The following is a 1,221-nucleotide window of genomic DNA, read 5'->3' as shown; positions in this document are numbered from 1 at the left end:
ATTTGTGATTGAGCCTTTATATTTTTAATTACTTTATCTATAATTCTGTTAATAATATTCTTTTTGGAGTTACATACATCTTCTCAAGGCTATGTAGCTCAATCTTATCAGCCTCTTCCCTCAAATCCTCGTACTTATACTTGCCAGTAATTATAATTTTCCTTGTATCGAGAAAGGAAAGAATTCTTCTAGCTTCACACTTTAGGTTTATTTGAGTTTGGTCGGTAAAATTATAGGTTTCATTCTCTCTCGGCATACCATGAAACAAAGATGCTAATCCTATGTACCTCAAGAAATAATATCCATCGCAATATAAGTCATATAGTTCTTCGATTAGCTCTACTAAATCTCCCTTATCATCAATAACATATGTTAGTATTTCTCTAATTTTCATTTCCTCAAATCTTCCAAATGGCACTTTGCTAAACAATAATTTTTCTACATCATTGATAGCGTATTTATTTTTATAATTTAGACTTGCTAACTCAAAGTAGAAACCTCTTCCAAAATGCTCGTCTACCAATTCTTCATCAGTTTCATAGACCCATTTTTCAAACTCTTGGATATTTAGATTCCTCATTAATAAATTATAAAATTTCAGTTCTATGCTATGTTTATCCATATCTGATATTTCACACTTGCCCTTTGCTGTTAAATACTATGTAATACCCCATATTCGCATTATCCTACAATAATAAAAAACTCATTAATATTATCCATAACATATGTTCTGATAATATCCGTCAACACAGGAGTTAATTCACCAAATTTGTCATCTGTAATTATATAATCATCTTTTTCTCCTGTTTCGATAGCAATTTTAAAATTTTTCGCATATTCTTCCGCTCCAATATTAACAAGTGATTTTTCTATTTCATCAAAATTTTCATCTGAGTAGCACTCAAAATATCCGCTATGACCACCACTATTCATTTCTGCATCATACCAAAAACAATGTTTTGCTACTTTTTGTATTCGAGATAAATCATCACCGAATTCTTCGTTTAACAAACACTCTATAAATCTATTCCATAAATAATATTCGTTGTTTTCCATTTTTTCTTTTTTCACCAAAACTTTCAATATACTCACCCCTTTTTCGTTGCCCTGTTGATGAGCCGATTAATATCCGGCTGAACGTCTATTGCCCAGTAATTCTCCAATTCATTGAGTTTCATTTTACCCCCTTAGAATAAAATGACTCAACTTTCCCACTTGGAT

The 1,221-nt window shown here is 31.0% G+C and carries 2 protein-coding genes; both read right to left on the bottom strand.

Annotated features, from left to right (window positions below; translation table 11 throughout):
• Positions 1–37: 37 nt before the first annotated feature.
• Positions 38–580, bottom strand: coding sequence for a hypothetical protein (locus tag T472_RS06380; RefSeq protein WP_207643952.1), 543 nt, complete (start codon positions 578–580; stop codon positions 38–40).
• Positions 581–681: 101 nt separating this feature from the next.
• Entirely contained in the window at positions 682–1,083 is a 402-nt protein-coding gene (locus T472_RS06375) for a DMP19 family protein (protein ID WP_023388408.1), read from the bottom strand.
• Positions 1,084–1,221 lie beyond the last annotated feature (138 nt).

The sequence above is a fragment of the Youngiibacter fragilis 232.1 genome, assembly GCF_000495435.3.
Lineage (GTDB): Bacteria > Bacillota > Clostridia > Clostridiales > Clostridiaceae > Youngiibacter > Youngiibacter fragilis.
The sequence above is the reverse complement of the archived record's forward strand: the minus strand, read 5'-3'. Positions and strand labels throughout refer to the sequence as shown.